Origin of the sequence: Agarivorans albus (genome assembly GCF_019670105.1) — a bacterium.
Lineage (GTDB): Bacteria > Pseudomonadota > Gammaproteobacteria > Enterobacterales > Celerinatantimonadaceae > Agarivorans > Agarivorans albus.
The window spans coordinates 4,100,001-4,124,611 of sequence record NZ_AP023032.1; the positions used below are offsets into that span (position 1 = coordinate 4,100,001).

Annotated in this window: 26 protein-coding genes (1 of these 26 only partly in view); 7 read left to right on the forward strand and 19 right to left on the reverse strand. The window is 44.0% G+C overall.

From position 1 onward, the window contains the following. Nucleotides 1–504: the 5' portion of a flavin reductase family protein gene (locus K5620_RS18545; RefSeq protein ID WP_016403759.1), read on the reverse strand. The gene continues 111 nt to the left of window position 1, outside the view; the window shows 504 of its 615 coding nt (coding positions 1–504); it begins with the start codon at nt 502–504; its stop codon lies off the left edge, out of view. 87 nt (nt 505–591) lie between these two features. Beyond that, nucleotides 592–1,716: a pyridoxal-phosphate-dependent aminotransferase family protein gene (locus K5620_RS18550; RefSeq protein WP_016403760.1), complete on the reverse strand. Its 1,125-nt coding sequence runs from the start codon at nt 1,714–1,716 to the stop codon at nt 592–594. A gap of 764 nt (nt 1,717–2,480) precedes the next feature. On the opposite strand from K5620_RS18550, the gene K5620_RS18555 reads away from it, so the two are divergent. Next, nucleotides 2,481–2,690: a DUF1127 domain-containing protein gene (locus K5620_RS18555; RefSeq protein WP_016403762.1), complete on the forward strand. Its 210-nt coding sequence runs from the start codon at nt 2,481–2,483 to the stop codon at nt 2,688–2,690. A 125-nt stretch (nt 2,691–2,815) separates the two neighbouring features. Next, the gene (gene miaA, locus K5620_RS18560) at nt 2,816–3,754 is read left to right on the forward strand and encodes a tRNA (adenosine(37)-N6)-dimethylallyltransferase MiaA (RefSeq protein ID WP_016403763.1); all 939 of its coding nucleotides are present in this window, start codon (nt 2,816–2,818) and stop codon (nt 3,752–3,754) included. Nucleotides 3,755–3,759: 5 nt separating this feature from the next. Here the strand turns inward: miaA and K5620_RS18565 are convergent, their stop codons facing one another. Then, nucleotides 3,760–4,005 carry a DUF3624 family protein gene (locus K5620_RS18565; RefSeq protein ID WP_016403764.1) on the reverse strand — a complete coding sequence of 82 codons (246 nt, stop codon included), beginning with the start codon at nt 4,003–4,005 and terminating at the stop codon, nt 3,760–3,762. Between the two features lie 32 nt (nt 4,006–4,037). Beyond that, a complete protein-coding gene (locus tag K5620_RS18570; RefSeq protein ID WP_016403765.1) occupies nt 4,038–5,432 on the reverse strand; it encodes a coniferyl aldehyde dehydrogenase in 1,395 nt (464 codons plus the stop codon). Nucleotides 5,433–5,595: 163 nt separating this feature from the next. Here K5620_RS18570 and K5620_RS18575 point away from each other — a divergent pair, with 163 nt between their 5' ends. The 3 genes from K5620_RS18575 to K5620_RS18585 are packed head-to-tail and all read left to right on the forward strand — an operon-like array spanning nt 5,596 to nt 7,731. After that, the gene (locus K5620_RS18575) at nt 5,596–6,579 is read left to right on the forward strand and encodes a hydrolase (protein ID WP_281423316.1); all 984 of its coding nucleotides are present in this window, start codon (nt 5,596–5,598) and stop codon (nt 6,577–6,579) included. Next, the gene (locus K5620_RS18580) at nt 6,576–6,824 is read left to right on the forward strand and encodes a YheU family protein (protein WP_016403767.1); all 249 of its coding nucleotides are present in this window, start codon (nt 6,576–6,578) and stop codon (nt 6,822–6,824) included. Before K5620_RS18575 ends, K5620_RS18580 begins: the two co-directional genes overlap by 4 nt. Nucleotides 6,825–6,861: 37 nt before the next feature. Continuing rightward, entirely contained in the window at nt 6,862–7,731 is an 870-nt protein-coding gene (locus K5620_RS18585; RefSeq protein ID WP_016403768.1) for a phosphoribulokinase, read from the forward strand. Between the two features lies 1 nt (nt 7,732). Here the strand turns inward: K5620_RS18585 and K5620_RS18590 are convergent, their stop codons facing one another. After that, nucleotides 7,733–8,137, reverse strand: a complete 405-nt coding sequence (locus K5620_RS18590; protein WP_016403769.1) for an OsmC family protein — start codon at nt 8,135–8,137, stop codon at nt 7,733–7,735. Between the two features lie 211 nt (nt 8,138–8,348). Between K5620_RS18590 and crp the strand changes: the two genes are divergently transcribed. After that, complete coding sequence (gene crp / locus K5620_RS18595; protein ID WP_016403770.1) at nt 8,349–8,987, forward strand: cAMP-activated global transcriptional regulator CRP; 639 nt, start codon at nt 8,349–8,351, stop codon at nt 8,985–8,987. Nucleotides 8,988–9,039: 52 nt separating this feature from the next. Here crp and K5620_RS18600 read toward each other — a convergent pair whose 3' ends face one another. From K5620_RS18600 to rpe, 9 genes are all read right to left on the reverse strand, one after another. Further along, nucleotides 9,040–9,834 (reverse strand): DUF1338 domain-containing protein, encoded by a 795-nt coding sequence (locus tag K5620_RS18600; protein ID WP_016403771.1) that lies wholly within the window; start codon nt 9,832–9,834, stop codon nt 9,040–9,042. A gap of 10 nt (nt 9,835–9,844) precedes the next feature. Further along, the gene (astD, locus tag K5620_RS18605) at nt 9,845–11,314 is read right to left on the reverse strand and encodes a succinylglutamate-semialdehyde dehydrogenase (RefSeq protein WP_016403772.1); all 1,470 of its coding nucleotides are present in this window, start codon (nt 11,312–11,314) and stop codon (nt 9,845–9,847) included. Between the two features lie 39 nt (nt 11,315–11,353). After that, a complete protein-coding gene (gene astA, locus K5620_RS18610) occupies nt 11,354–12,385 on the reverse strand; it encodes an arginine N-succinyltransferase (protein ID WP_016403773.1) in 1,032 nt (343 codons plus the stop codon). Nucleotides 12,386–12,500: 115 nt separating this feature from the next. Next, complete coding sequence (locus K5620_RS18615; RefSeq protein ID WP_040307652.1) at nt 12,501–13,712, reverse strand: aspartate aminotransferase family protein; 1,212 nt, start codon at nt 13,710–13,712, stop codon at nt 12,501–12,503. Between the two features lie 290 nt (nt 13,713–14,002). Beyond that, nucleotides 14,003–14,587, reverse strand: a complete 585-nt coding sequence (locus K5620_RS18620) for an anthranilate synthase component II (protein ID WP_016403775.1) — start codon at nt 14,585–14,587, stop codon at nt 14,003–14,005. Between the two features lie 101 nt (nt 14,588–14,688). Continuing rightward, a complete protein-coding gene (locus K5620_RS18625; RefSeq protein WP_016403776.1) occupies nt 14,689–15,597 on the reverse strand; it encodes a cation efflux transmembrane domain-containing protein in 909 nt (302 codons plus the stop codon). 135 nt (nt 15,598–15,732) lie between these two features. Next, on the reverse strand, nt 15,733–16,737 hold the full coding sequence (trpS, locus tag K5620_RS18630; RefSeq protein WP_016403777.1) for a tryptophan--tRNA ligase: 1,005 nt from the start codon (nt 16,735–16,737) through the stop codon (nt 15,733–15,735). 30 nt (nt 16,738–16,767) lie between these two features. Continuing rightward, entirely contained in the window at nt 16,768–17,463 is a 696-nt protein-coding gene (locus K5620_RS18635) for a phosphoglycolate phosphatase (RefSeq protein WP_016403778.1), read from the reverse strand. A 10-nt stretch (nt 17,464–17,473) separates the two neighbouring features. Further along, the gene (rpe, locus tag K5620_RS18640) at nt 17,474–18,151 is read right to left on the reverse strand and encodes a ribulose-phosphate 3-epimerase (protein WP_040307653.1); all 678 of its coding nucleotides are present in this window, start codon (nt 18,149–18,151) and stop codon (nt 17,474–17,476) included. Nucleotides 18,152–18,283: 132 nt separating this feature from the next. Between rpe and K5620_RS18645 the strand changes: the two genes are divergently transcribed. Further along, nucleotides 18,284–18,451, forward strand: a complete 168-nt coding sequence (locus tag K5620_RS18645) for a DUF2970 domain-containing protein (protein WP_016403780.1) — start codon at nt 18,284–18,286, stop codon at nt 18,449–18,451. Between the two features lie 6 nt (nt 18,452–18,457). Here K5620_RS18645 and K5620_RS18650 read toward each other — a convergent pair whose 3' ends face one another. The 5 genes from K5620_RS18650 to K5620_RS18670 all read right to left on the reverse strand — a co-directional run bounded on the left by K5620_RS18650 (nt 18,458) and on the right by K5620_RS18670 (nt 24,608). Next, nucleotides 18,458–19,273, reverse strand: coding sequence for a Dam family site-specific DNA-(adenine-N6)-methyltransferase (locus tag K5620_RS18650; RefSeq protein WP_016403781.1), 816 nt, complete (start codon nt 19,271–19,273; stop codon nt 18,458–18,460). Between the two features lie 2 nt (nt 19,274–19,275). Further along, nucleotides 19,276–20,754, reverse strand: coding sequence for an AAA family ATPase (locus K5620_RS18655; RefSeq protein ID WP_016403782.1), 1,479 nt, complete (start codon nt 20,752–20,754; stop codon nt 19,276–19,278). Between the two features lie 11 nt (nt 20,755–20,765). Next, nucleotides 20,766–21,842 carry a 3-dehydroquinate synthase gene (gene aroB, locus K5620_RS18660; RefSeq protein ID WP_016403783.1) on the reverse strand — a complete coding sequence of 359 codons (1,077 nt, stop codon included), beginning with the start codon at nt 21,840–21,842 and terminating at the stop codon, nt 20,766–20,768. Between the two features lie 7 nt (nt 21,843–21,849). Continuing rightward, nucleotides 21,850–22,365, reverse strand: coding sequence for a shikimate kinase AroK (gene aroK / locus K5620_RS18665; RefSeq protein WP_040307650.1), 516 nt, complete (start codon nt 22,363–22,365; stop codon nt 21,850–21,852). A gap of 170 nt (nt 22,366–22,535) precedes the next feature. Continuing rightward, nucleotides 22,536–24,608: a type IV pilus secretin PilQ gene (locus K5620_RS18670; RefSeq protein WP_016403785.1), complete on the reverse strand. Its 2,073-nt coding sequence runs from the start codon at nt 24,606–24,608 to the stop codon at nt 22,536–22,538. Nucleotides 24,609–24,611: the final 3 nt, after the last annotated feature.

The window sequence follows — 24,611 nt, forward strand, 5'->3', positions numbered from 1 at the left end:
TTCAGTGACAAACTGCTCTTCTATATATAGGTGCAATACTTTAAGCAGTATCATTGCTTGAGGTGTATTCCCCACTTTATGCATTTCATAAAGCTCGCAAGCCATGGCAATAGGGGCGTTGGTAAGCCTTGGTAGAGAAAAGCAATCAAATTGAGTTAAACCAAGTTGTTGGAGCTCTATTTCTGACTCGCCATGCGGCAACGTTTTTGCCGACTCGGTGACTTGCTCGGCCTGGGCTGCGCTTGCGATATGCACTACACAATGTTTACGTTGTTCAATATTAACTTTGGTATCTTTATCGCTGCCATCTGGTTTTTTGCCCACCGAAAGCATCATCAGAGGTGGATTGGAGCTAACGGCTGTAAAGTATGAGAAGGGCGCTAAGTTATAAGAGCTAGGCTCTCCGTTATAGCTAAGCACCCAAGCTATAGGACGAGGCACTACTGTTTGAGTCATGCAGTGGTATATCTGATTAGCACTTAAACTTGAAAAATCGATGTACATCTAAGCTCTTCCTATATGCCGATAATAGGTTTGAATAAAAAGAAACCCGCAACTGCGGGCTTCAAGCACTAGTATAGAAAGAAAATATCAGCTTTCGCCAAGAACTTCAGCCAATGCCGCTAAACATAAACTCACGTTCTCTTTGCGGGCAGCGTAACCCATTAAACCTATTCGCCATGCTTTACCAGCAAACTGACCTAAACCCGCACCAATCTCTAAGTTATAGTTATTAAGCAACTTAGCACGAATTGCAGCTTCGTCTACGCCGTTGGGAATTGCCACTAAATTTAGCTGGGGTAAGCGACAGCTTTGGTCCACCATCAAATCTAGGCCTAACTCAGTTAGACCATCGGCCAACTGACTGTGCATATCGGCGTGCCGCTGCCAAGATTGCTCTAAACCTTCTTTATATAGGGCCAGTAATGACTCATGTAATGCATACAATGCAGTAACTGGCGCAGTATGATGGTAAGAACGCTTTTGCTCCCCAGACCAGTAGCCCATGACTAAGCTTTGATCTAAAAACCAACTTTGTACTTTGCTGTTTCGGCTAGTTAACTTACTAACTGCCGCTTGGCTAAAACTTACCGGTGATAAACCGGGTACACACGATAGACATTTTTGACTACCAGAATAAATAGCATCTATGCCCCATTCGTCCACTTTCACGGGGATCCCCCCAAGAGAGGTAACGGCATCAACAATGGTTAGGCAGTTGTGTTGTTTCGCTAAGGCACATAAGGCTTGAGCATCAGAAGCTACGCCGGTAGATGTTTCAGCGTGAACAAAGGCCAGAATTTTAGCGTCGGGATGCTGTTCAAGTGTTTGACTCACTTTCTCTATAGAAACGGCTTCTCCCCAGCTGTCTTCTACCACCACTGGAACACCACCACAGCGTTCTACATTTTCCAGCATGCGTTGACCAAATACGCCATTAATACACACAACAACTTTATCACCTGGCTCAACCAAGTTAACAAAACAGGTTTCCATGCCTGCAGAGCCAGGCGCGGATACGGCAAAGGTGTGAGCATTTTGGGTTTGAAATGCGTACTGCAACAAAGCTTTAATTTCGTCCATCATGTTCACGAACAAAGGATCTAAATGGCCAATGATAGGGCGGCTTTGTGCCTGCAATACTTGTGGAGAAATATCTGAAGGCCCTGGTCCCATCAAAATTCTACGAGGAGGGTTAAAAGAGCTAATATCCATGAAAGCATGTCCTTATATTTAATCTAATTATTTATTGTAATTATGAGTGTTGCGTAATTACTCTAACATTCAGGTGGCAACAATTGAACACAAAACAGCCAGAAGCATAAGCCTTTGAGTGATCTTTTCACTGAGCGCATAAACCCGATACATATCTCATTTGGCATTTATCAAAAAGCCTAAAAAGACAAATACAACTAATAGAAAGAAGCTAATAAAAACGAGTATTTATTGAACTAATCATTCTATAAGCCAAGCAAGATATGAATAAGATCTTTAACGCTACCCAAAAAACACTCAAACACAACAAAATTCACATAAAAGCAACATTGAAATCTTCATAGAAGATCAAAAACCACCATCGACAAATTGATCTAAAACAACAAACACACCGAAATCATAAACCACCCCAAGAGCTTTTAAATAAAAGGCATTAAGCCACTTAATCACTACAAAATTCGCTGTAGAATAATTACTCAAAGGCAATGCTAATAGAGCTACAAAAAACACAAACTGCAGAATCGCGCCGATTCTGGCTTAGCAGCTTAATAAACACACAAAAAAGGTTAAATGCTTAAAGTTCCCCATATTAACAAAGCACAAAAAAAGAATAATTATTCATGATTTATTCACACGGAAATTCCGCTCTCAAAAACCAAAATAAACATTAGTTTTTCTAATGATTAAGTTGCAGTTTTACTTGTTTGAGAAGGCGAATTTTCAGATCTATTATTGCCCCATCAACTGAGATGAGGTCTTCCATTATGAGCACTAACGTTAATTCAATTGGCAACAACAAAAATACTTCTTTCTTCCAACAACTTGTTGAGGTTTACCACCTTTGCAATACATGGATTTTGCGTCAAAAAACACGCCGTCAGTTAGCCCAACTACCAGCTTACTTACTACGTGACATTGGTTTAAGCGAAGCAGACCGCTACCAAGAATCACGCAAACACTTCTGGGAAAACTAAAGCTCCTTTAACGCTTTTCGCCAAGGACCTCAGGCTCATTACAAACGGCATGCTGCTTTGCACATGCCGTTTTTGTTTTTTCTTGCTACCATTCGCTTTTCAATTACCACGCAATTAAAACCACTATGCAAACTCAAGCCGCTAACCTTATTGTTGTATTAGGCCCTACAGCTTCAGGTAAAACCCATCTAGGTGTAGAACTAGCACGCCGCTATAAGGGTGAAGTGCTATCGGCAGATTCACGCCAAGTATATAAAGGTTTAGATATTGGCTCGGGCAAAGACTTAGATGAGTACCAAGAGATCCCCTACCATCTTATTGATATTGTAGAGCCCGACACCGAGTACAGTGTATTTCACTTTCAGCAAGACTTCTTCGCGGCTTATCAGCAAATAAAACAAGCTAACAAACTACCGATTATGGTAGGCGGTACCGGCTTATACATCGACGCAGTAACCCAAAACTATCAACTACACGAAGCGCCAGTAAATAAAGCCCTTAGAGATGAGCTGGCTGCACTAAGCCTAGAACAGCTGCAGCAACGTTTATTGTCGCTCAAACCAGAGCAGCACAATAGTACCGATTTAACCGTGCGGCCTCGTTTAGTAAGAGCGATAGAGATAGCCGAGTCAGACAAAACTATTGAGCCGCAAAACGCGCCCAAGTATCCAAGGATCAATCCTCTTTACATAGGGATTCGCTGGGAACGCTCAGTACTAAGAAAACGCATTACCCTGCGCTTAAAGCAGCGTTTAGAAGAGGGCTTAATTGAAGAAGTACAAAATCTTCATAGAGATGGCGTGAGTTACAGCAAACTAGAGTTTTATGGTTTGGAGTACCGCTTAGTCGCTCAGTATTTACAAGAGCAGCTCAGCTACAACGATATGTTTCAAAAGCTTAATTCTCAAATTCATCAATTTGCTAAACGCCAGGATACTTGGTTTAGGAAAATGGAGCGCCGTGGTGATACCATTCATTGGCTGGATCCTCAGCAAAGCCTGATAGAACAAGCAGCAAAGTTAGTAGAGCCACAACTAGAAAGCTTAAGTGCAGAGCTGCCTTAAGCCAACTACTTACTTGGTGGTTGCTTCGTCGACCACCGATAATAAAAAAACATCAGCCAATGGGCCAAACTTAAGCCGGCAAATGCTGCAAAAGCTAGCCATAGCGCGACAGAGTAAACAGCCACTTCACCGCTGTAGCCCAAACAGCACACCAATAGCAGCAAACTGCCTAGGTTGGCTTGCCACATACACTGTTGGCAACGGCCTAGCTTTTCTAAAAACCATGCCTTTTGGCAAAACTGACAGCTCACGGCTAAACCCTGTTAGAAACAATCTAAGCAAATTATCCACGAGTCATCAGTTTGATCAATAACTCACTGAATTTTGTATAGGGTGGACGCATCAGTTTTATTGCCGGAAAACGCCCTTGCTTAAACACGGGTAGCATTTTAGAAAACTGCACAAAACCGTCATAACCGTGATAGTGCCCCATTCCACTCGGTCCAACACCACCAAAAGGCAGTTCATGTTGGGCTACGTGCAAAAGCACATCATTGATACATAACCCACCAGCTTGAGTTTGCTGAATAACTTGTTGCTGGGTAGCGACCTGATTAGAAAATACATATAAAGCGAGCGGATGAGCATGTTGCCGCACATAAGCAATGGCTTCGTCTAACTGCTGATATTCCACTACTGGCAATATTGGGCCAAAGATCTCTTGCTGCATTACATCGGCGTCTTCAGCCACATTTAACAATAAACTTGGCGCTAGCTTTTGCTTACTCTCCCCTGGAAGTAAAGTAATGCTCTCGGCGCCCTGCTCTATTGCCTGCTGGCTTAGCTTATTTAGCCTATCTAAAAAGGTTTCAGAAATGATGCTGGAAAATGCCTGATCGCTCAGCTCTTGATAATGCTTCTTACAATAAGCCACACAAGCATCAACAAACGCTTGGCGCTGTGAGTGATGCAGTAAAACGTAGTCGGGTGCTACGCAGGTTTGGCCAGCATTAAACAGCTTACCCATCATGATACGCTCAGCGGCCAGTTCGACCGGATAGTCTTTTGCAATAATGACCGGAGATTTACCGCCCAGCTCTAGGGTAACTGGGGTAAGGTTAGCAGCTGCAGCTTGCATAACTTTGCGGCCAGTATTGGTTGAGCCTGTAAACACCAGATGATCAAAGGCGAGGCTTGAGAATTGGGCACCGCGGCTGCCATCCTCATCGGCATATAGCCTTACCAAATCCTCAGGAAGATACTGAGGCATTAGCTCGATAAGCAATTGGGTTAATGCTGGGCTAAGTTCCGACATCTTAATCATCACTTTGTTGCCAGCGGCTAAAGCATCGGTAAGCGGCCCTATAGCTAAATACAATGGGTAATTCCAGGGCACTATTACCCCTATCACTCCTAGTGGTTTTGCAATCACTTGATTACTCGCGCCTAAGTGCCAAATGCTAATACCTCGCCTCTGTGGCTTTAGCCATTTTTTAAGGTGCTTTAAGGCATAGCGTATTCCCTCAATAGAAGGAAATAACTCGATCAACTGGGTTTCATGTGAGCTACGGTGACCAAAATCTCGGCTAATCGCCTCAATAATGGCGCTTTGATTTTCCATCAACAACTTTAGCAACTGTTGTAGGTTGTATTTGCGTTGCTGCAAACTTGGGTAGCTTTGCTGAACAAAGGCTTGTTTTAGGTTGGTTAAGTCACTAGAAAATTGCTGTTGATTCACATCTGTCACCATAAACACTCTATAATCATAAATAGATTATGTTACCCATGGTAACTTGTAAAATATAAATGATGATACTTGAACAAAATTATGACAGGTAGCATAGTTTAGTCGCATCGAACAGTAGCATAGTTTAGTCGCATCGAACAAAGGGAGAGCAATCATTAATCCAAACCAATTTACCGCTCCTTGGTGGGCCAGAAACAAGCATATTCAAACCTTATTACCTACTTTTTTACGGCGGAATAAGCGCTTAAAGCTAGCTTGGCAAAAACTGGATTTAGCTGATGGAGACTTTGTAGACCTGGCTTGGATAGAGAGTGCTGAAGCTCGTTCATCAAACCAGCCCATTGTTGTGGTGTTTCATGGCTTGGAAGGCAGTGTTGAATCACCTTACGCGAAAGGGATACTACAGGCTTGCCAGCAACAAGGTTGGCGCGCAGTGGTCATGCACTTTCGCGGCTGCAGCGGTAAACCGAATAACTTGTGGCGTGGTTACCACAGTGGCGAAATTAAAGATGCTACAAGCTGTATCAATTACTTACACCAGCAATACCCCGAGGCTCCATTACTGGCATTAGGTTATTCCTTAGGTGGTAATATGTTAGTCAACTATTTAGCCAAAACGCCCAACTCTCCACTGGCTGCCGCCGCTGTAGTATCGCCTCCTTTAAACTTGGGGGCTTGTTCAGAGCGTTTGCAGCGTGGCTTTTCCAAAGTTTATCAACATCACTTGTTGTCACGAATGAAACGTAATCTATGTAAAAAAATTGAGCGTACCCAGCAGGCTCCTCTTAATGCTCAACAAGTCCAAACTTGGCGTAACTTCGTACAGTTTGACGAACACTACACTGCAAAAGCACATGGCTTTAAGGGCGCCGCCGACTATTACCATCGCTGTAGCGGCTTGCCTTTATTAAAAGAAATTACCCAGCCAACCTTGTTAATCCATGCAGCTGATGATCCTTTCATGGACCAACGGGTTATTCCCAAAGCAGATCAATTAAGCCAAGCTGTAGAATATCGCCTCAGCAATACCGGTGGACATGTAGGATTTGTTGGTGGTAGCCTGCTGCGCCCACAATTTTGGCTTGAATCAACTATTCCAGCTTGGTTTAAACAACAACTTGAGCAGACATCAAAATGATCATTCCTTGGCAACAATTAGAACCCGCCACCTTAGATGCATTACTAGAAAGCTATGTACTGCGCGAAGGCACCGACTATGGTGATCAAGAGTTGAGTCTTAGTGACAAACTAGAACAAATTAAACAACAAGTTATTAACGGCTCGGTTTTAATCGTATACTCTGAACTTCATGAAACAGTAAACTTAATTGCCAAAGAGCAATTTGATGCCTCTGCCATGGAAGGGCAGCAGGATGATGGGTAAACCCTGTTTATAATCATCACCAACAAATAAGGCCACTATGTCAGCTAAGCATCCCGTTATTGCGGTTACCGGTTCATCAGGCGCTGGAACATCAACTACCAGCGAAGTATTTGCTCATCTGTTTAGGCAGCACAAGCTAAACGCCGCCTTTATCGAAGGGGACAGCTTTCACCGTTACACTCGCCCAGAAATGGATGTAGCTATTCGTAAAGCTCGCGAACATGGTAAACATATTAGCTATTTTGGCCCCGAAGCTAACGACTTTAATTTGCTGTACGACTTCTTCAAACAATATGGCGAAACGGGCACCGGCCAATATCGTCGTTATCTGCATACCTTTGATGAAGCAGTACCTTACAACCAAATGCCGGGTACCTTTACGCCTTGGCAAGATTTACCCGAAGACACCGATGTACTGTTTTATGAAGGCTTACACGGCGGTGTGGCCTACGATGATAAAAACGTAGCCTCTAAAGTTGACTTGCTCATCGGTATGGTGCCGATTGTAAACTTAGAATGGATCCAAAAACTGGTGCGAGATACCACCGAGCGAGGCCATTCTCGCGAAGCAGTGCAAGAATCTATCGTACGTTCGATGGATGATTACATTAACTACATCACCCCTCAATTCTCTCGCACTCATATCAACTTTCAGCGAGTCCCCACGGTAGATACCTCTAACCCATTTAGCGCTAAAAGCATTCCAACCTTAGATGAAAGCATGTTAGTTATTCGTTTTCGTGGCCTAAAAAACGTCGACTTTCCATTTTTATTGCAAATGATCGATGGTGCTTATATGTCACGGCAAAACACCATTGTGGTACCTGGCGGGAAAATGGGTTTTGCCATGGAGTTAATCCTGTCGCCAATGATTCAGCAACTATTAGAGACAGGAAAAATTCGCTAAGTTAAGCAGATTCAATACGATAGCTGTGGCTTACTTCACAGCTTTTACTCAACATTAGCGACACAGAACAGTACTTCTCCATGCTTAATTGCACTGCACGTGCCACATGCTTTTCACTTAAATCAACCCCGGTAACCACAAATTCGAGATGAATTTTGGTAAATACTCGCGGCGTACCTTCTGCCCGCTCAGAATCGAGATTAACTGTACAATCAGTAACTTGCTGTCTAGCTTTGCTCAAAATAGAAATAATATCTACCGAACTACAGCCACCAGCCGCCATTAAAACGTACTCCATAGGGCTTGCCGCAGCCTTTGCACCATCACCATCCATCTCAATTTGGTGACCTGAGCTACTTTTTCCAATAAATTGCAGTTCTTTAGACCACGAAACGGTCGCTTTCATGTTAGATTCTCCTAGGGAATATTTCGTCGACCAGCTTAATCTAGGTCAAGGTTCAAGGCCAGCGTTTGACTCATACTAAAGGCGTATAAATGCCTTGCAGCAAAGCCCGAAGCCTTTTATGCTAGAGGCGGAATGGACGACTATTAAAATAAATACAGTTTGCGTGTTATAAAGCTAGCAAACAATTATAAAGACAGAGGATTTCTTTAATATGGTAATTGGCAAACCTCAAGCTGATCCGGTGATGGAGTGGTTTCTTTCTCACTGTCACATTCATAAGTACCCATCAAAAAGTACTTTGATTCATGCTGGCGAAAAAGCTGAAACACTTTACTACATTGTAAAAGGTTCAGTGGCAGTATTGATTAAAGATGAAGAAGGCAAGGAAATGATCTTGTCTTACTTGAATCAAGGTGATTTCATGGGTGAATTGGGTCTTTTCGAAGACACTGAAAATCCAATTCGTACTGCTTGGATCCGCGCAAAAAGTCCTTGTGAGGTAGCGGAGATTTCTTACAAGAAATTCCGTCAGCTAATTCAAGTTAACCCTGAAATCTTAATGCGCCTTTCAGGCCAGATGGCTAACCGCTTGCAAATCACCAGCCAAAAAGTAGGTGACTTAGCATTCTTAGACGTTACTGGTCGAATCGCTCAAACGCTATTAAACCTAGCTAAGCAGCCAGATGCTATGACGCATCCAGATGGCATGCAGATTAAGATCACTCGCCAAGAGATCGGCCAAATTGTAGGTTGTTCTCGCGAAACGGTAGGCCGTATTCTTAAGATGCTAGAAGAGCAAGAGTTAATTACCGCACACGGTAAAACTATAGTGGTTTACGGCACACGCTAATAAAATCACCATTGCTCAAATAAAAAGCCGCTTAATGCGGCTTTTTTGTTTTTTAAGAACGGTTGTCGGTACTACTAAATATTTTATCTGCCGACGCTTCTACAAAGCCTGAGTACAACTCGCCATCAGCCTTTGCATAACGCAGCGCAAACTCATAAAAACAACTGGGTATGCTGTGTTTACTGTCACTAAACACCACCTCCGTTTGATCGGCCATTGTTGAAGATTGCTCAAGCAATACTTCTGGTGACCCTTTAATCTCTCCACCCACCGTATTTAAGTTGAAGCCAGCTTCCAACAATTTTTGATTAACCGCTTGTAGGCTTTGGTAGCCCGCCAGCTGATTTACCGACACGGTAAAGTGATTAGCGCGGTAGCCATAGGCTGCTAACCATGCAGCATATTCGCTTTCAGCGAGTAATGCTTGGTAATCGCTATAGCTTAACTGCCAAGGTCGACCAGAAAAGAATACTTCTGGGCGTTGATATAACTCGTCGTTCACTTGGCTGGCCAAACGCTGAACAATATCTTGCGCTTGAGGAGAAAGGCTTTCGACTTGTAACTCACTAATAAACACCTTGGGTACGGTTGGGTCACTATGTTCAAAGTGAGCCGCATCGAGGTGCTTGTTAGCAAAGTGATAAGTACCACCTTGGACATAACCCATTGCTAGCAAGTGCTTGGCAAACGCTTCTACACCGGTATTAGGCAGATTAAAAGTGCGCACCGCGATGTGATCATTAACGATTGGAGCGCCGCCACCCAGTAAGGCATGAATCGACTCTGCGCTTGGTGTTACCGCCAAATACTGTTGCCATAAACGCTCAAAGAATAAATCGATAGTCATCGCTAACTCCTTAGAAGTGTAAGCCTGGACTTAAGGTAGCTGGCATTACACTGGCTTTACCTTCCATCGACGCCACTGGGTAAGCACAATAATCGGCAGCATACTTCGCGCTAGCGCGATGATTACCTGAAGCCCCAACTCCGCCAAAAGGCGCTGCGCTAGAAGCGCCAGTTATGGAGCGATTCCAATTTACAATACCTGCTCGAATGCGGTGGCGGAAGTTTTCCCACAGAGCTGCATCGTTACTTAACAAACCCGCAGATAAGCCGTATCGAGTGTTATTGGCTTGAGCAATTGCACTGTCCCAATCGTCATAACGAACAACCTGCAGCAAAGGGCCAAAGTATTCTTCATCGGGTAAATCGGCTATTTTGCTCACCTCAATAATGCCCGGGCTAACAAAGCCCTTATCCGCATCTGTTTGCTCTAGCTCTACTAAAGACTCACCACCCAATGCTGTTAACTTTTCTTGAGCGCTAACCATTCCTGCAGCCGCTTTTGCACTGATCATGGCACCAATGAATGGTTGTTGCTCGGCATCGTAGTCACCCACTTCAATTGCCTTAGTCACAGATACTAAACGCTCTAAGATTTGCTCAGCTTGCTCGGTTTTTGGTAAATACAAACGGCGTGCACAAGTGCAGCGCTGACCTGCAGAGATAAAGGCTGATTGCACAATATCGTGAACCGCGGCATCTACATCATCAACCTCAGCCACAACTAAGGGATTATTCCCCCCCATCTCTAAGGCCAAGATTTTATCCGGCTGGCTAGCAAACTGCTGATGCAGAACGTGGCCAGTATTAGAGCTGCCCGTAAAGAACAAGCCATCAATGCCTGAATGCGACGCTAAAGCTTTACCAGTGAGCACTTCACCCTGCACCAAATTAATTACGCCATTGGGAACACCTGCTTGTTGCCATAGCTTCACAACGTGCTCAGATGTCTTAGGTGTTAGCTCCGAAGGTTTAAGCACCACTGTATTACCTGCGATCAACGCGGGGATAATATGGCCATTAGGTAAATGACCCGGGAAGTTGTATGGACCAAAAACCGCAACCACTCCATGGGGTTTATGACGCAATACTGCAGTTGCAATGGGCAGCTCAGAGCTTGACTCGCCAGTACGCTCAAAATAGGCTTTCTCTGAAATGCCTGCCTTGCCGATCATTGCTGCAATTTCAGTACGAGTTTCCCATAAAGGTTTCCCCGTTTCTTGAGCTATTACCAAGGCTAAGGCTTCTTTGTTTTCTTCAAGCAAGCCAGCAAATTTTTTGATGATTGCAAGGCGCGCCTCAACACCGCTCATGTACCAAGAAAATTGGCTATCTCGTGCTGCTGCTACTGCGTTATCTACTTGGCTCGCAACTGCTGACTTACCCTGCCACACTGACACATTTTTAGCCGGATCAATCGAGTTAAAAGCCTCGCCCTCACCAGCCAACCATTGACCGTTAATAAACTGATTTAAATGTTCCATCTACAACCTCAAATCCTTTATTGCTGCCCGCGGGCAAAATTATTGTTCGAAACGCAGTGCGCCAATGCGAATTTGCTCACCATCGGTCACCTCTAAGGCCTTAGCAGCTTCTTTAGAAATCACTGCGTGGCTTTTTTTGCTATCTAACTCTATCTGAGAAACACATGCTCTAAACTCTTGTAAACGCGCATTGGTAAGCAGCATTTCTTCGGCTGCTTCGCTAGGTTGCCCAACATGTACGATTACTTTGAAGGAATGCTTAACACTCTCAATCAGCTTGAGTGGACACTCAACGGTAGGGCCAGCATCAAAGATGTCTACATAACCGTGCTTGCAGAAACCCTCAGCCTCCAATAATCGCAGCGCCGGTCGAGTTTTTTCATGTACTTCACCAATTACCGCTTGCGCTTCTTTACTAAGCAAATTGACGTAAATGGGATACTTGGGCATGAGTTCAGCAATAAACTCTTTCTTACCTACACCGGTTAGGTAATCGGCGGTAGGGAAATCAACACTAAAGAAGTTATCTTGCAGCCATTGCCAGAAAGGAGAACGGCCTTGCTCGTCGGATACGCCGCGCATTTCAGCAATAACTGAGTCGTTAAAGCGTTGCGGGTGCTCGGCCATCAACAAAAAGCGACACTTCGACAATAAACGACCATTTTGACCTTGTCGGTGAGACTCTTGCAAAAACAAGGTGCATAGCTCGGTCACGCCGGTGTAATCATTGGTTAAGGTGAGCGTTTCCACCACGTTGTATACATTTAGGCTACGTGAAGCATGTACAACTTTGCCGAGATGATAAGTATAAAATGGGCTGGCCATGCCTACTGCGGCATCTATGGCGCTGGTTCCCACTACTTCGCCAGTTTCGGTATCTTCGGCCACCATTAAATAATGCAGGTCGCCAGGGTGGTCGATATCACTGGCAAACGATCGAATAGAATGCGCGAGCTTTTCACGCAATAAAGGTTCGTCTACCGGTAAAGAAGTAAAGCCTATCCCCGAACCCACTGCCATTTGTAACAAGGCAGGGTAATCCGTTTCCTTAATAGGACGGATAACTAACATGGCTATTTCTCCCTTTATTAAATAGCATGAAGCCGTAGCTAAGTATTAGCCACTATTTGTGTTTATTAAAAGTATTGCTTGGGCTGAAACCTTTAACGGCCCCAGCCCAACTGGTTTAGCCGTTTACCACGTTGGCAACAGCTTGCTCAAAACGCTGCATGCCTGATTCAACGTCTGCCTGAGGAACAATAAGAGAAGGAGTAAAACGCACAACATTAGCACCAGCAACCAGAACCATTAAGCCTTCTGCTGCAGCAGCTACTAAGAAGTCTCTAGCTCGGCCCTGGTATTGTTCATTTAATACCGCACCTAACAGCAAACCTTTGCCACGCACTTCTGCAAATACCTGATACTTTTCGTTGATGCGATTAAGTGCTTCTCTAAACCATTGTTCACGTTGCTTAACGCCACTTAGCACTTCTTCAGAATTAACAATATCAAAAGTCGTTTCAGCTACGGCACAAGCCAATGGGTTACCACCATAGGTGCTACCGTGGGTGCCGACTTTCATTGAAGCTGCAATAGCCGTAGTGGTTAACATCGCGCCAATTGGAAAACCGCCACCTAAGGCTTTAGCCGAGGTTAAAATATCTGGCGTTACACCTAAGCCCATGTATGCGTATAGTTCGCCAGTACGGCCGACACCGGTTTGCACTTCATCAAAAATTAGCAATGCTTGGTGTTTATCACATAGCTCACGTACTTTTTGGGCAAACTCTAAGTCAGGGCTAATAATGCCGCCTTCACCTTGCAAGGGCTCCATCATCACCGCACAGGTTTGATCATCAATAATGGCTTCTAAGGCTGCAAGATCATTGTAAGGAATGTGTTCTACATCGCCGGGTTTTGGTCCAAAGCCGTCTGAATAAGTTGCTTGACCACCCACGGTTACAGTAAAGAAAGTACGTCCATGGAAGCCTTGTTCAAAAGCGATGATTTTGGTTTTATCGGCAGAGCCATGCTCAATAGCATAACGGCGCGCTAGTTTTAGTGCGGCTTCGTTGGCTTCTGCGCCAGAATTACAAAAGAACACTTTCTCAGAAAAGGTACTGTCTACCAATTTTTTGGCTAAACGCAATGCTGGCTCATTAGTGAGTACATTACTTAAGTGCCATAGTGAGTTGCCTTGGTCGGTTAAGCTCTTCACCAACGCAGGATGACAATGGCCTAAGCAGTTAACGGCGATACCACCAGCAAAGTCGATATACTCACGACCGTCTTGATCCCATAAACGCGAACCTTCACCCTTCACCGGAATAATGGCCGCTGGTGCATAGTTTGGAACCATAACTTCATCGAATAGCGCGCGAGTAACAGCGTGTGACATGTAGTGTTCTCCTTTTAGCTTTCTGGCTATTCCGTTATACAGGGCCAGAAAGGTTAATAGTTTGTAAACAGTTTGGCGATTATGGCAAATCTCAAGAGCCTTGTCTGAGCATAGTACCTTTAAGCCATACAAAATATGGCCATTTTTACGCATATTCAGTGCATAGTTCTAAATCAATTATTGCTAAGCTGACAGAAAACAGCCAAAGACTTAGCCACTACAGCATAAATATGCACAATCTATTCATTCTATAAAATCACTAGATAAGCATTTATAGAATCTAAAACGTTCTACTTTGTAGAATCAACAAAGTTAGCTAATAACTGTAAACCTTGTTGTGTAAGTATACTTTCTGGATGAAACTGCACTGCATGGATCGGTAAATCCCGGTGTTTTAACCCCATAATTTCAAGCGCTTCGCCCTCATCATCTTGGCTCCATGCAGTGACTTCTAAGCACTCTGGCAAGCTGTCTTTCGCCACCACTAAAGAATGGTAACGCGTTACCATTTGTGGATTAGCCAAGCCCTTAAACACTGATTGCTGCTGATGATAAATGGGCCGTACTTTGCCGTGCATAGCTTGTGCTGCACGCACCACCTGTGCACCAAAATGCTGCGCAATGCATTGATGACCCAAACACACCCCCAAAATAGGCAAGCGCTGAGCAAACCTGGCAATCACATCTAGAGATATGCCAGCCTCGTTAGGCGAGCAGGGCCCTGGCGATATTACCAAATGGCTGGGGGCTAATTGTTCAATTTGCTCTAGAGTAATTTGATCGTTACGACGCACTTCAACCTGAATACCTAACTGCGAAAAGTATTGATATAGGTTGTAGGTAAATGAGTCGTAATTGTCGATGATAAGTAACATGTAGCTTGAGCAAACCGTGTATAAGTCAAAACCAAGAAAGTCGCTATAGTAGCCGATTTTAAACGGCGACACAGCGACTATTCGGTGCAGTTTAGTTTAATTCAACTTGCAGCATCTTCGCTCAAAGCTTTAGGCTCAACAAATACTATCTCAGTGTAGTTATTCTCATAAAACTGATTGGCTAATGCTCGCAGCTGTTTACGCTGCTGCACCAAATCGCTAAGGGCAAGTTGAGATTGTTGGCATTCTAACTCTAGAGTTACCCAAAACCTGCGGCCGGTTTTCATTACCATGGCATCAGCAACACTAAAACCATCAACTAATGACTGCTCATTAAGTGCCGCTAAAAATGGCTTAGTGTGGGCATCATCAGGGGCACTAAGCAGTAACTCTTTAAAACCGTTTTTAACCAATAAATACGGATCTTTTAGAAACACCAAGGAGAACACAATTACCAATATTTGGTCCACGTAGCGGGCTATCCAGCCGATGCTGCTATCTTGAATCAACAACACAATGATAAGCGCGACGCCAATAGCACCAGAGATCACAGAGTTGATTAACCAACCCTGCTGCTCCGCTAGAAGCAAATTAGATGCTTGTTTTTGATTGCTACGCAAACATACATACCACGCAAGTAAGCATCCCGCTACGGCCGGCACCACATACACTAACATCATGCCTATTTGTGGTTCTCGCCCACCAGCTAGCATGGTTTGCAAATTGGCTGATAAGGCAAATGCTACCAAAACTAAAATCGAGATGCCTTTCACCATGACCATTAAGGGCTCAAATGCAAAATAGCCCATGGGAAAACGTTCATTGTAGTTTTGGCTAGTTAAGTAAGCGATACGGATACCTATGAATGCCATAATTGAGGATAGTAGATTAAATACGCCATCTAGCATAATGGCGCCAGATTCGGTGTAGACCCCCATGGCTATGCCCCACATAGCAAGCAGCAAAGCAATTATTGCCGACACAACTAAGGTTTTACGTTCAAGATCCATCTATTCCTCACAGAGCCAATTATCAACACATTGATATACAAATAGATACTAGCAAGCACTAGGCTATGCCACTAGTATTAGCTAGACATAAAAAAGCCCAGCAATTAGCTGGGCTTGTCGTTAATTAAGTCGCTACTACTTCAAACTAATAAAACCTAGTACGTCATAAACTGCACGTAGGGTTTTACTGGCTTGCTCACTGGCACGTTCTGCGCCTTTAGCCATAATAGCCTGCAGAGCTACTTCATCTTCTCGTAGCGCTTGATAGCGAGCTTGAATAGGCTCCATCATCGCAACCACAGCGTCAGCGGTGTCTACTTTCAGGTGTCCGTACATTTTACCTTCGTAGCTTGCTACTAAGTCATCAATTGACTTACCAGTTGCCACCGACTGCAAAGTTAGTAGGTTAGATACACCAGGTTTTTCATTACGATCAAAGTAGATACGCGCCTGCTCATCAGAGTCAGTTACCGAAGCTTTAATCTTTTTGGCAATTTGCTTAGGCGTATCGTTTAGTAAAATGAAAGCCTTAGGGTTAGCATCTGACTTCGACATTTTTTTGGTTGGCTCTTGAAGAGACATTACCCGCGCACCAAACTCAGGAATATACGGCTCAGGCACTTTGAATATGTCGCCATATAGTGCGTTAAAGCGATTTGCCACATCTCGTGTCAATTCAAGGTGCTGCTTTTGGTCATCGCCTACAGGTACAGCATTAGCCTGATACAACAATATATCTGCAGCCATTAAAGCTGGGTAAGTAAATAAGCCAGCGTTGATATTGTTGGCATGCGACGCTGATTTATCCTTAAACTGAGTCATACGGCTCAGCTCGCCCATTTGCGTGTAACAGTTTAATACCCACGCTAGCTGAGCATGCTCTGGTACTTGCGACTGAACAAAAATAGTACTTTTATCTGGATCTAAGCCACACGCTAAGTAAGTGGCTAAACCATCTAATACTCGCGCTTTAAGTTCTTCGGGCTTTTGACGTACTGTAATGGCGTGAAGATCAACCAACATAAAATAACAATCATAGTCATTTTGCATGTCAATCCACTGATTTATCGCCCCAACATAGTTACCAATGGTTAATGAACCAGAAGGCTGAATGCCACTTAATACAATCGGTTTACTCATGTTCTTCCTATAAAAACTAATACTATGGGCTTAAGCCGTTACCGAGCCTTTAATTAACTCAAGCAATGATACTAGGCTGTCTGCCACAAAATCGGGGCCACTAAGTGCGATATCTTCACCGTAGTTATAACCATAGGTCAAGCCTAGCGAGCGACAACCCGCCGCTTTTGCAGCTTGAATATCATTTTTTGAGTCACCCACCATCAATAAATCAGCCATCTCAACCTCGCAGCGCTCAACTAAGTGCTGCAGCGGCAGTGGATCGGGCTTTTTACGTGGCAGAGAATCACCCGATAATACTACGTCAAAGTATTGTGCCAAATTTAAAGCTTCTAATAACGGCTGAGTGAATACGCCAGGTTTATTGGTGACAATAGTCATTGGCACATTCAACTTAGAAAGCTGTTCTAAACTCTCTGCAACGCCATCATACAACTTACTGGCAACACACAATTTTTCTGAATAATGTTGAACGAACAAATCTTTCGCTTGTAGGTACAGGCTCTCTTCAATATCGCTAGAAATAGCAGATGAACCAGACAAAGCGCGCTTTATTAACACTTCGGCACCATTGCCTACCCAGTGGCGAATGGTTTGTTCTGGAAATTGCTCGCGCCCCAAGTCCAGCAGCATGGCATTAATAGCCAAGGCTAAATCAGGTGCACTGTCTACCAAGGTACCGTCTAAATCAAAAGCAATTAACTTTACCGCTTGTAATTGGCTCATTTGTTTAACCTTAATTAGCAACTTTAGCCAGTTCGGCACGCATTTTATCGATTACCGCTTTGTAATCAGGTTGATTGAAGATGGCAGAACCCGCCACAAACATATCGGCACCCGCTTGTGCTACTTCAGCAATATTGTCTGGCGTCACACCGCCATCAATTTCTAAACGAATATCGTAGCCACTCTCGTCAATCTTTTTGCGCACAGCACGCAGTTTGTCTAGGGTATTTGGAATGAACTTTTGACCGCCAAAACCAGGGTTTACCGACATTAATAATATCATGTCTAGCTTATCCATTACGTAATCAAGACAGTGTAGAGGTGTAGCAGGGTTTAATACCAAACCTGCTTTACAGCCATGTTCTTTAATCAGCTGTAAACTGCGGTCGATGTGCTCTGAGGCTTCTGCATGAAATGTAATCATGCTGGCCCCGGCTTTAGCAAACTCAGGAATAATGGCATCTACCGGCTTAACCATTAAATGCACATCAATTGGTGCAGTAATACCGTAGTCTCTCAGTGCCTTACATACCATTGGACCAACGGTTAGATTAGGTACGTAGTGATTGTCCATTACATCAAAGTGGACTACATCTGCACCAGCAGCTAGTACGTTATCCACTTCTTCACCCAAACGGGCAAAATCTGCGGCTAAAATTGAAGGGGCAATTAAAAAAGGTTTGCTCATTGGGTTAACCATTGGATTTGAAAGTGCGCAATTTTAGCGCAGCTTGTGCTGTGATCCAATCTCTGTACAAAGATTGTTTTTATGTCATGCTGAAGTTATTAAGCAAAAGGGGCAACAAATGGCAGAAATATCATGTCTGTGTTGAAAAGTGTTCTCGGTGCATTGTTTGGTGTTCAATCGGATAAGCAACGCCAACATGACTTTAGCCAAGGCAAAGCTTGGAAATTCATCCTAGTTGGCATCATTATGGTTACGTTGTTTGTATTAGCGATAGCAGCGCTAGTGTCGGCAATTACCTAAGGGTGATTAATTGGCCTGATAATAAGCCAATAGCTCAGCAACTTTCATTCGTTGCTGCCCTTTACGACTAATGGTTCGGCGCACACTTAGTTGGCTCAATTCACTATGCTGATAAATGCTGCGAGTGAGCGGTAAATCATGATTGCTAATCAATACAGAAGCGCCCCGCTGCTGGGCCTCTATGGCTAAATCACCTAAACGTTCTTGGTCACTTCGATTAAAGCCTTTACTTGCGTAGTTGGTAAAACTAGCTGTAGGGCTAAGCGGAGCATAAGGCGGATCGCAATAAACTATATCGCCAGCCTTTACCTCGGCAAAGGTTTCCACGTAAGAACAGCAACGAAATTCGGCCTTCTGTGACTTCTCGGCAAAAAACTCTAGCTCTTGTTCAGGGAAGTAAGGGCGCTTATAAGAACCAAAGGGCACGTTAAAGCCACCACCTCGGTTATAGCGACATAAGCCGTTATAACCGTGACGATTCATATACAAAAACATTAAAGAACGTTGGTAGCTGTCTTTGGTGGCATTAAAACGTTTACGCACCTGGTAGTAATACTCGCTTTGATTGCACTCTTGCGTGAAGTAGTGTTTGGCATCATCAATGAACTGCTGCGGGCGTTGCTGCAATATTTGATACATGTTGATCAAATCGGGATTGATGTCACTCAATAAGTAGCGGGGATAATCGGTGTTTAAAAACACCGAAGCGGCGCCCACAAAAGGTTCTACCAGCAAATCACCTTCGGGCAATTGTTGCTGGATATCTTCAATTAAGCCGTATTTTCCGCCAGCCCATTTTAAAAAAGCACGTGTTTTCTTCATTACTATTGAGTCAATTCAAACTGAACCTGTTTAAATTGCTTAATCAAAGAATCAAGATTTTGCTGTTTTAAACTATTACGAGCGGCTTGGGCTTCTTCGCGTGTGGCAAAGTCACCATAAATAATTTTATAAGGAACATTTGGATTGGCGCTTGAACGATATACCCACACCTCATGCGCCCATTGTCGAGCCGACACAAACTGTTGCGCTTTTTCGCGATTATTTAGCGCCATTAACTGCAGGGTATAACGCTTGCTTGGTTTAGCATCCAACAGCGCTTTTACGTTAGTGACTTTGATAGGTACTTCTTCTTGAGTTACTTCGCTAGGCACTTGCTCAACAGCTAGCTCTTCTGCAGACTCTGCCAATAAATTACCACTATCCTGAATTTGAGCGACTAGCTCAGTGTCTTCACTAGGCTGGCTTTGTTCAGCCAGGAGCTTATTAACCACATCATCTTCAACCACTACCCGCAACTCAGACTCTGAGCTTTGGCTGGTTAAATCTAGCTCTTTAGGTAGATCTTGAGACGGCAGCTCTGCCGTGTCTGCTTCACTATTTGAACCAGCAAACTCTGATTTATTCTGTTGTGATTCATTAGCAGCGCTTTGGCTTGGAGAGCTACCATTGGCTAAGGTGGGCTCTTCCATTAACGCTAAGGCAATACGGCTGTCATCGCTTTGTTCATTACCGCCCCAGTCGTTGATAACTTGCACCAGTAAACCGGCTACCGCTGCACATAACACCACCGCAATAACGATATATAACTTACTTCTATTTGGGGCACTTGCTTCCGCCATGGGAATATCTCCGGTAACGATTTGATCGACAAACTGATAAATTAAACGAGGATTTCCTTTCGCCGAGGCGATGTGTTGCTCAATTGCTTGTTGGTTCTCAAATTCCGCCACGTACTCAGCACGATTAAATAGTAGTGAAGCCAATTCGAAAGATTCAGTATTATTTAAAGGCGGGACATCAAAATAGAGAACCTGGTTGCTTAGCGCATCCAGTTGCGCATTAAAACTACTGCTAGATTCGGCAAACAGTATTAATGATAAATCATGCTGATACAACTGATTGTAATGTTGGTAGAACTCTACCAACTCGTTTAGTAGCTCTACACTCACATTATGCGCTGCATCTATGATGATAATGAGCGGCGCTGAAGTTTCTTTTACATTGCGTTGAAAACTGTCGAATAATGGATCGTCTTGATTAAACAGCGGGTCTTTCAATAATTGTTGCAACAAATCTCGGCGTAAGCGACCGTCTTGCTCATTGGCAGCGCTTACCAAGGCATGATTGGCAAAAGCAGCGCTTTCAAGTACGGAGTTGGCCATTGACGACTTGCCAGACCCCGCCTCTCCGTTAACGCAAATGAGCTTTGCGCTAAAGCGAATTTGAGTGATCAGCCTATCGCGTAAGCGCAATTGACTTTGCAATTGTGCAAACTCGGCATCACGCCGCACTCCCACCATTCAAATTTGCCTTATTGAAATCGATTGATAACTGTTTTTATATCACTTTCAGTAATTGTATCAACTACTTCTGCTGTACCAATAGAGCTAGGTAGAACTAAACGGAGTTTTCCATCCAATACTTTCTTATCACGCATCATGTGCGGAATAAATTCAGCTAAGCCCATACCTTGGGGTGGAACAATGGGTAGCCCAGCACGTTCAATCAACGTCCGCATACGTGTTACTTCACTTTGACCAATCATACCCGCTAGCTCAGCAGTTTCGGCGGCCATAACCATACCCGCTCCAACGGCTTCACCATGTAACCAAACACCGTAGCCCTGCTCAGCTTCAATAGCGTGGCCAAAAGTATGACCAAGGTTTAGTAATGCACGAATACCTTGCTCGGTTTCGTCTTTAGCCACTACTTCAGCCTTAATTTCACAACAACGCGCAATTGCTCGTGTCATTAACTCTGGGTCGATTGCCATAAGCTGATCAAGATGAATCTCTAACCATGCAAAAAACTCTGCATCATAAATAATGCCATACTTAATCACTTCCGCCATACCAGCGGCAAGCTCTCTCTTATCCAAAGTGGCTAAACAATTTATGTCAATCACCACGGCTTTAGGCTGATAGAACGCGCCTATCATATTTTTACCCAAAGGATGATTAACTGCCGTTTTACCGCCCACTGATGAATCAACTTGTGATAACAATGTAGTAGGCACTTGAACAAAAGGTACTGCGCGTTGATAACAGGCTGCAGCAAAGCCGGCCATGTCACCAATAACGCCACCGCCCAACGCAACAATGGTGGTATCACGGCTATGTTGCTGGGCTAATAACTCAGAAAATATTTGGTTTAAGGTATCTAAGTTTTTGTATTGCTCACCATCAGGTAAGGTTACTACATCCACTTGATACTGACTTAAACATGCCAACAATTGCTCCAAATATAGCGGCGCAACCTTAGTATTTGTAACCACCATTACCTTTTTACTGGTAATCGCAGAACTAAATAAGTCAAGTTGGTTTAATAACCCTTGGCCAATACTAATTGGGTAGCTGCGCTCGCCTAGAGCAACGGTCAAACATTCCATTGTTATTTTAGAATCCTAATAATTCGATGATTTGGTTTGCCACTGCTTTTGCGCTTTGGTCATCAGTTTTCACTGTGTAGTCAGCGACATCTGAGTACATTGGATTACGTTCTTCTGCCAAGTTCTCTAATACTTCGCGAGGCTCATCGGTTTGTAGCAGTGGGCGACGCTTATCGCGTTGCGTGCGAGCAAACTGTTTGTCGATTGTGGTTTCAAGGTACACAACAATACCACGAGCAGAAAGATGATTGCGGTTCTCTTTACTAATTACAGAGCCACCACCTGTTGCTAATACAATGCCCTGAAGTTGTGAAAGGTCATCAATAACACCTTCTTCACGAACCCTAAATCCGGCTTCACCTTCTACGTCAAATACCCAAGCGATATCGGCACCAGTGCGGCGCTCAATCTCTTGATCGGTATCGTAAAATTGCAAATGTAACTGCTGTGCTAAATGACGACCAATTGTGCTTTTCCCAGCACCCATTGGTCCTACAAGGAAGATATTTCGTTTCTCAGCCATGCTTCTTCAAATTTGTCTTTGTCTATTTTCTCCCCGCAATGCGGGCACCTGATGTACCAACCTTAGTAAAAAGATCAGGGCGCGATTATCTCGTTTGAGCGGGAGTTTGGCAACAGCAAAATCACTCCTATACCGAATGACTCGGTATAGGAGTGATAACAGGTGGGCGTTTATAGTGCGTCGAGCAAGATTCGAGGCGTTACAAAGATTAACAACTCGTTCTTTTTAACGCTTTCAGAGGTTGTTCTAAAGAAGTAACCCAAGCCAGGTACGTCACCTAAAATTGGCACCTTCTTCACACGGTCAACATTTTGCTGTTGGTAAATACCACCAAGCACAATGGTTTCGCCGTTTTTAACTAATACCTGAGTACCAATTTCTTGCTTGTTAATCGCAACCGCAGGACCTGTTGGTGTAAGTACAGCTTCACCTTCAGAATCTTGGGTAATAACTAAATCAAGAATCACATTGCCGTCTGGGGTAATTTGCGGGGTCACCCGTAAACTGAGCACCGCTTTTTTGAAGGTAACCGACGTAGCACCACTTGAGGCATTTTCTACATAAGGGATCTCACGACCTTGCTCGATGTATGCTGCTTTTTGATTAGCGGTTGTGATTCGCGGACTGGCGATCACTTCACCTTTGTTCTCTTGCTCTAGTGCTGAAAGCTCTAAGTCCAGAATCTGACCATTGGCTAGTTTAGCAACTTGGAACGCGATCGAACCGGCTGGGTCAGCCACTGGTAAGTTAACGTTTAAGCGGTCATCTAAATCTGGGATATTGCCTGCTAGCACATCATCAGCGCCCTCAAGTGTACCCGAAGTAATACCAGTGCTACTGCCCACTGAACCTGAGTTGGTTACACCCCAACGAATACCTAGTTCTTCACTTACATCATCGGTTACGGTAACCATACGCGCTTCGATAACAACTTGCTTAACCGCAATATCGAGTTTCTTAACCATGGTTTTAATGTTGGCCAGTGACTCTTCAGTGTCTTTAATAAGCAAGGTATTGGTACGCTCATCAACCGCTACAGAGCCTCTCTCAGACAACATAGAGGTTTGCTCACTTTTAAGCAGTGCAGACAAGTCTGATGCTTTAGCATAATTTACCTCAATGTATTCAGAGTAGAGTGGTGCTAAATCAGCCACTTGCTGGGCACTTTCTAGTTGCTGTCGCTCTTGCTCTGCTAGCTCCGCAGCAGGGGCAATTAGCAATACGTTGTTATCTAAGCGTTTATCTAGGCCTTTGACTTTAAGAATAATATCAAGCGCTTGCTCCCAAGGCACATCATCCATACGTAGGGTAATGTTGCCGCGCACAGAATCGGTAGTAACCAAATTCAGTTTGTTAAAGTCGGCGATTAACTGCAATACCGTACGCACTGGAATATCTTGGAAGTTCAGGGAAATAGGTTTTCCTTGATACTCAACTATGCTGCCTTCTTCTGCCTCGAGCTTTTTAACTTCAACTAAGAACAATTCGCCTGATTGGTCATAGCGGTAATCAAATTCGCCGTCGATAGCAATTTTAAGCTGAACCTTGGCATCATGCTTAAATACTTCAACACTCTCTACTGGAGTAGCAAAGTCATTTACGTCCATGACATAAACGTTTTCTTCTGCGATATCAGTATTATAAAAATCAACAATTAAGCTATTATCCCGGCGCTTAATATCAGCCGCTATAGAGCTATTGTTGAGATCCACCATAATCTGACCAGAGCCGCCTTTACCGCGTCTAAAGTCTATGCCTTGCACCGTATTGATAGTCGCATGCTCTACGCGACTAGCATTTTCGAAAGCATCATCAACTGTGCTTTGTGCTGCAGCCGCGGCCACAGGCAAAGCGCCAAGCTTAACTAAAATGCGCTGTGACTCTTTGCTTACTTGGTATGGAACCAAGCGCTCTAGTGCTAATACCAACTGTAAGCCAGACTCAGTTTGTAAACTCTGAACTTGCTTAACGCCGCCACCATCAATGGGTAACGGGTTAATTTTTAGTGCTGAGCTTGCGTTGGCCACATCGATTACAAGTTGATTTGGAGAGTACTCGAGATGGTCACTGACATTTTCCACGGGTCCATCAAACAACAGTTCGATTTCCACCGCCCCCTTAACCATCGGGTTGGTATTTAATTGAATAAGTTGAGCATTTGCCCAAGCCTGCGTTATGCAACAAAACACACCAGCCAACACCAAGCCGCTTTTGTATACTCCTTGCAGCATCTTTCCCTTCATGCC

Bases quoted from the DNA above. Each gene is read 5' to 3' on its own strand.
- astA (WP_016403773.1), bottom strand. From the start codon at position 12,385: ATGTTAGTTATCCGTCCTATTAAGGAAACGGATTACCCTGCCTTGTTA.
- K5620_RS18670 (WP_016403785.1), bottom strand. From the start codon at position 24,608: ATGAAGGGAAAGATGCTGCAAGGAGTATACAAAAGCGGCTTGGTGTTG.
- K5620_RS18590 (WP_016403769.1), bottom strand. From the start codon at position 8,137: ATGAAAGCGACCGTTTCGTGGTCTAAAGAACTGCAATTTATTGGAAAA.
- K5620_RS18585 (WP_016403768.1), top strand. From the start codon at position 6,862: ATGTCAGCTAAGCATCCCGTTATTGCGGTTACCGGTTCATCAGGCGCT.
- K5620_RS18615 (WP_040307652.1), bottom strand. From the start codon at position 13,712: ATGTCACACGCTGTTACTCGCGCGCTATTCGATGAAGTTATGGTTCCA.
- K5620_RS18635 (WP_016403778.1), bottom strand. From the start codon at position 17,463: ATGAGCCAATTACAAGCGGTAAAGTTAATTGCTTTTGATTTAGACGGT.
- K5620_RS18600 (WP_016403771.1), bottom strand. From the start codon at position 9,834: ATGACTATCGATTTATTCTTTGAGCGTTTATGGCAACAGTATTTGGCG.
- K5620_RS18650 (WP_016403781.1), bottom strand. From the start codon at position 19,273: ATGAAGAAAACACGTGCTTTTTTAAAATGGGCTGGCGGAAAATACGGC.
- aroK (WP_040307650.1), bottom strand. From the start codon at position 22,365: ATGGCTGAGAAACGAAATATCTTCCTTGTAGGACCAATGGGTGCTGGG.
- astD (WP_016403772.1), bottom strand. From the start codon at position 11,314: ATGGAACATTTAAATCAGTTTATTAACGGTCAATGGTTGGCTGGTGAG.
- K5620_RS18555 (WP_016403762.1), top strand. From the start codon at position 2,481: ATGAGCACTAACGTTAATTCAATTGGCAACAACAAAAATACTTCTTTC.
- K5620_RS18645 (WP_016403780.1), top strand. From the start codon at position 18,284: ATGTCTGTGTTGAAAAGTGTTCTCGGTGCATTGTTTGGTGTTCAATCG.
- K5620_RS18655 (WP_016403782.1), bottom strand. From the start codon at position 20,754: ATGGTGGGAGTGCGGCGTGATGCCGAGTTTGCACAATTGCAAAGTCAA.
- aroB (WP_016403783.1), bottom strand. From the start codon at position 21,842: ATGGAATGTTTGACCGTTGCTCTAGGCGAGCGCAGCTACCCAATTAGT.
- K5620_RS18625 (WP_016403776.1), bottom strand. From the start codon at position 15,597: ATGGATCTTGAACGTAAAACCTTAGTTGTGTCGGCAATAATTGCTTTG.
- rpe (WP_040307653.1), bottom strand. From the start codon at position 18,151: ATGAGCAAACCTTTTTTAATTGCCCCTTCAATTTTAGCCGCAGATTTT.
- K5620_RS18550 (WP_016403760.1), bottom strand. From the start codon at position 1,716: ATGGATATTAGCTCTTTTAACCCTCCTCGTAGAATTTTGATGGGACCA.
- K5620_RS18620 (WP_016403775.1), bottom strand. From the start codon at position 14,587: ATGTTACTTATCATCGACAATTACGACTCATTTACCTACAACCTATAT.
- trpS (WP_016403777.1), bottom strand. From the start codon at position 16,737: ATGAGTAAACCGATTGTATTAAGTGGCATTCAGCCTTCTGGTTCATTA.
- K5620_RS18580 (WP_016403767.1), top strand. From the start codon at position 6,576: ATGATCATTCCTTGGCAACAATTAGAACCCGCCACCTTAGATGCATTA.
- miaA (WP_016403763.1), top strand. From the start codon at position 2,816: ATGCAAACTCAAGCCGCTAACCTTATTGTTGTATTAGGCCCTACAGCT.
- crp (WP_016403770.1), top strand. From the start codon at position 8,349: ATGGTAATTGGCAAACCTCAAGCTGATCCGGTGATGGAGTGGTTTCTT.